This is a genomic window from Chrysiogenia bacterium, assembly GCA_020434085.1.
GTDB lineage: Bacteria > JAGRBM01 > JAGRBM01 > JAGRBM01 > JAGRBM01 > JAGRBM01.
The window spans coordinates 1-4,636 of record JAGRBM010000026.1 but is presented as its reverse complement, the minus strand read 5'-3'; the positions used below and the strand labels follow the sequence as shown (position 1 = coordinate 4,636).

The following is a 4,636-nucleotide window of genomic DNA, read 5'->3' as shown; positions in this document are numbered from 1 at the left end:
TGCCGCGCTTGACCAATAATTCAAAATTTTCGGTGCCGGGCGCGTTACAGAGCGCGAAGTAGCTCTTGAGCTCCCCGCCGGGCGAGAGCTCAAGATACTGACCCGGAGTCGTGTGTGCCTGCTTCATTTCGCCCGCTTCGAGCACCAGCCGGCGAAGCTGCGCGGTCTCGTCCCACGCCTTGAGAATCCTGATCTCCTGCATGATTTCCCCACTTTGTTTGAATGTCGTCGCATTCTTATAGAGCCCCCCGCCCGGAGGGGTCAAAAGGCTGTCCCTTTGAAGCTACTTTGAGCGCCGCCCACTCCCGCACGCCTTGATTGGGCTCTTCGCTCCGAATATACCTCTCGCACATTCCACCCGATTTCTCCCATGCACTGGAGGGCATATCCAAATGAGCGAAGAAACTGAAACCAACCAGCCGCCGCGCCTTGAACTCAACGGCCCGGCTCCCGATTTCGAAGCCAATACCACCCACGGGCCGCTGAAGCTCTCGAAGTGGGCTGCGGGCGACTGGGTCATCCTTTTCTCCCACCCGGCCGATTTCACGCCGGTGTGCACCACCGAGTTCATGGAGTTTGCCAACCGCGCCGAGTCCCTCAAGAAGAAGGGCGTCAAGCTGATCGGCAATTCCATCGACTCCATCTACAGCCACATCGCCTGGGTGCGAAACATCAAGGACAACTTCGGCGTGGAGATCCCCTTCCCCGTCATCGCCGACCTGGACCAGAAGGTGGCCCGCCTCTACGGCATGATCCACGAGCCCAGCGCCGCTACGGCGACCGTGCGCTGCGTGTTCTTCATCGACCCCAAGATGAACCTGCGCGCCATGATCTACTACCCGCTCAACGTGGGCCGTAACTTCGACGAGATCGAGCGCGTGATCGACGCCCTCCAGACCGTGGACAAGAACGGCGTTGCCTGCCCTGCCAACTGGAAGCCCGGCGACGACGTGATCGTTCCGCCCCCGGCCACCGCGCAGGACGCAGAGAAGCGCGTCGCCGACAAGAGCCTCAAGGTGACGGACTGGTACTTCTCCAAGAAGTCCCTGTAATTTTGCGTTTGTTACCAGCAAAAGCCCCTGCCCCGGCGGGGGCTTTTCTTTTGATGCCCTGAAGCTCCGGAAAAATCATTGACAGCGCGCGCGCAGGCACTACCTATAGAGACATAGCAATCGCGCGAACCCCGCCGCGCACAGCCCTTTCCCGGAGGAGCCATGAAGATCGACACCGGAATTCCCGAAGCTGACCGCCAGAGCATCGCCGACGGACTCGGCAAGGTGCTCGGCGATTCCTACAGCCTGTATCTCAAGACGCACTACTATCACTGGAACGTCACGGGTCCCATGTTCCAGACCCTGCACCTTCTGTTCGAGACCCACTACACCGAGCTCGCCCTGGCCGTGGACCAGATTGCCGAGCGCATCCGCGCCCTGGGCTTCCCGGCGCCGGGCACCTACAGCCAGTTTGCCAAGCTCACCTCGGTCAAGGAAGACACCGACGTGCCCAAGGCGCAGGACATGATCCGCAACCTTGTCGAAGCCCACGAGACCGTCATCCGCACCTCCCGCGCGCTGCTGCCCAAGGCCGAGGACGTCCACGACCAGGTCACCGCCGACCTGCTCACCCAGCGTCTCGACGTGCACGAGAAGACCGCATGGATGCTCCGCAGCCTGCTCGAATAGTTCTTTCATCAAGAGACAACCCGGAAGCCCCTGCCCCTGGTGGCAGGGGTTTTCTATTCCAGATCAGTGACCCCAGAGCCGTCGGTTGTGACGGCTACGTTATCAGACGGGAACTGCGCCGAAGCGGCCAAGCTGGCTTCATACTTTTCGATGATCGCTGGCCGCCTCATCAAGAATATGATTGCCCCTAACGGAACAGACACAGAAGCGATCCAGGGCGAGTAATCACTCGCACGCGCAAATGACGCACTCAGAAGGTAGACCTGGGCAAGACCGAAGCTGGTCGCACCATCTGTCCAATTCAGCTGCCATGACCCGACACCCACCAAGATGAACAGGATCCATCGCCATTTTTTCGATGCCATTGGAGTCTTGACACACAGGACCAGCACCGCAATGGAAAACAGTGGCAGGACAACCAGAAGAGATAACATCAAGAGATGACGGACTGATTTTCCCTTGAGCGAAAATGCGTGCAGTTCTGAAAGATCTTGCGAAAACTTCTGGACATGAAATCCGAGAAGTGCCAATCCGGAATCATTTTCCGCGACCACCGCAGTAATCATGGCATATCCATTTTCATACTCATTGTGAAAAACGAGACGAGATGATTTCTTCCCGTTAAAAGACTGCCAATAAGCCCCGATAAGCTTGCTCTCAAGCAGCGAGCCCGACGGCATTTCCGCGAAGATCTGCTCAAGGTTGTCCTCCGCGTTTGATCGAATGGAGGGGTCGAGACGTTCAAGGAACGCATCCCCATCGTGAGCGGCAATCAGCGCCGTGGCCTCTTTTGCAAAGTCCGCCTCTACGGAGCTCGAACGATCCTCAAGAAACTTCTCCACGCTACACCCGGATATGAGAAACGCGCACAATAGCGCCACCAGCCAGCCCCTGTTCATAAATCCAGTTCTCCCTCGATCATGTAATTGTATCCCTTGGCAGCACGCTCGGGAACCCGCTGCGCGAATCAATATAGGACAACCGGGGGTTTTCTTTTCCCCCGCCTGCCATACACTTGTGGGCCGTGGACGCCCGCAACTACAACGCCGATGAGATCCTGCGCGATGGTGGCTCCATTCACCTGCGGGCCATCCGGCCCGACGACAAGCAACGCCTGCTCGATCTGTTTCATCGCCTGAGCCAGGAAACGATCTATTTCCGCTTCTTCCGGGCGAAGAAGCGGCTTTCCGACGAGGAGCTCCAGGGTTTTACCGAGCTCGACTTCGTGGACCGCGTCGCGCTGGTCGCGACGCTACGCAATGCCGAGGACGAGCGCATCATCGCCGTGGGTCGCTACAGCGTGCTCGACCTGGGAAAAGACGCTCCCAAAACTGCTGAAGTCGCCTTTGCCGTGCAGGACGAATACCAGGGGCGCGGCATCGGCACGCTGCTACTCGATCACCTCATCCCCATCGCACGCGCCCACGGTATCGTGGAGTTCGAGGCCGACGTGCTCGGCGAGAACAACCGCATGCTGGAGGTTTTTTCCAAGAGCGGTTTCGAGATCAAGCGATCCCTCGAAGAGGGCGTCTTTCACTTCCTCTTTCCCACCAAGGAAACCGACGAGCACCGCGGCGCGCGCCTGCAGCGCGAGCGCGTGGCGACCGCTTCGAGCGTGCGCAACTTCTTCGAGCCGCAATCGGTTGCCGTCATCGGCGCCTCCGACAAGGGGGGTTCCATCGGCGGAGCGCTGCTCTCGAACCTGCGCAAGGCCGGCTTTGCCGGCAAGCTTTATCCGGTGCACCCGAGCCTCAAGGAGATTGACGGGCTCGCCTGCGTTGCCAGCGTCACTGAGATCGAGGGCAAGGTCGACCTGGCGCTCATCGCCGTTCCTGCGGCGGGCGTAGAAAGCGTCATCCACGACTGCTCTGCCAAGGGCATTCGCTCGGTGGTGGTGATCTCGGCGGGCTTTGCCGAGACTGACGAGAACGGCGCCGAGGCGGAGGCGCGCCTTCGCACGCTGGTACGCGAGTCGGGCCTGCGCATGGTGGGGCCCAACTGCATGGGCATTCAGAACACCGACAGGCGCGTGTCCATGAACGCCACCTTCGCCGCCGCCATGCCCCCCGCGGGCAGCATCGGCGTGCTCACCCAGAGCGGCGCGCTGGGCATTGCCATTCTCGACTACGTGAAGGAACGCGGGCTGGGCGTCTCCAGCTTCGTCTCCGTGGGCAACAGTGCCGACGTCTCCAGCAACGACCTGCTCGCTTACTGGGCCGAAGACCCGGCCACCGATGTCATCGTTCTGTACCTCGAGAGCTTCGGCGACCCGCGCAAGTTCGCGCAGATCGCCCCGGAGGTTGCGCGCAAGAAGCCCATCGTCGCGGTGAAGTCCGGGCGCTCCCAGGCGGGAAGCCGCGCGGCGTCAAGCCACTCGGCCGCGCTGGCGAGCCTCGACGTGGCAGTCGATGCCCTCTTCGACCAGGCGGGCGTCATTCGCACGAACACCCTCAAGGAACTCTTCGACGTCGCTGCCCTGCTCTCCTCACAGCCGCCCCCGCCGGGGCCGCGCGTGGCCGTTATTACGAACGCGGGCGGTCCGGGAATCCTGCTCGCCGATGCGTGCGAGTCGCTGGGGCTCAAGCTTCCCGAGCTCTCCTCGCTCACGCGGGCCCGTCTGGAAAGCGTGCTGCCCCCGGCAGCGAGCCTGGCCAACCCCGTGGACATGATCGCCTCGGCGACGCCCGAGCAGTATGAAGAAGTCATCGAGATCGTCGGTCGCGACAGCGAGGTCGACTGCGTCGTGGTGATCTACGTGCCCGTGCAGGTGACCAAATTCTCCGACATCGCTGCGGGCATCGCCAAGGGCGCGGGCACTGTGCCGCGCGAGAAGCCCGTGATGAGCGTGCTGCTCACCTCGCAGAAGACGCCCCACAAGCTCCACACAGGGAAGCGCGGCGCCATTCCCGCCTTCCGCTTTCCAGAGGACGCCGCCCAGGCACTTGCCGCCGCGC

5 protein-coding genes are annotated in these 4,636 nt (G+C 61.3%); 3 read left to right on the top strand and 2 right to left on the bottom strand.

Annotated features, from left to right (window positions below):
- Positions 1-202, bottom strand: a 202-nt coding sequence (locus KDH09_00740) for a hypothetical protein (GenBank protein ID MCB0218193.1), incomplete at its 3' end; no start/stop codon positions are given.
- Positions 203-392: 190 nt separating this feature from the next.
- Between KDH09_00740 and KDH09_00735 the strand changes: the two genes are divergently transcribed.
- Entirely contained in the window at positions 393-1,052 is a 660-nt protein-coding gene (locus KDH09_00735; protein MCB0218192.1) for a peroxiredoxin, read from the top strand.
- A gap of 162 nt (positions 1,053-1,214) precedes the next feature.
- A complete protein-coding gene (locus KDH09_00730; GenBank protein MCB0218191.1) occupies positions 1,215-1,682 on the top strand; it encodes a DNA starvation/stationary phase protection protein in 468 nt (155 codons plus the stop codon).
- Between the two features lie 53 nt (positions 1,683-1,735).
- On the opposite strand, the gene KDH09_00725 is transcribed toward KDH09_00730, so the two are convergent.
- The gene (locus tag KDH09_00725) at positions 1,736-2,524 is read right to left on the bottom strand and encodes a hypothetical protein (GenBank protein MCB0218190.1); all 789 of its coding nucleotides are present in this window, start codon (positions 2,522-2,524) and stop codon (positions 1,736-1,738) included.
- 182 nt (positions 2,525-2,706) lie between these two features.
- Between KDH09_00725 and KDH09_00720 the strand changes: the two genes are divergently transcribed.
- A partial coding sequence (locus KDH09_00720; GenBank protein ID MCB0218189.1) for a GNAT family N-acetyltransferase occupies positions 2,707-4,636 on the top strand: 1,930 nt, incomplete at its 3' end.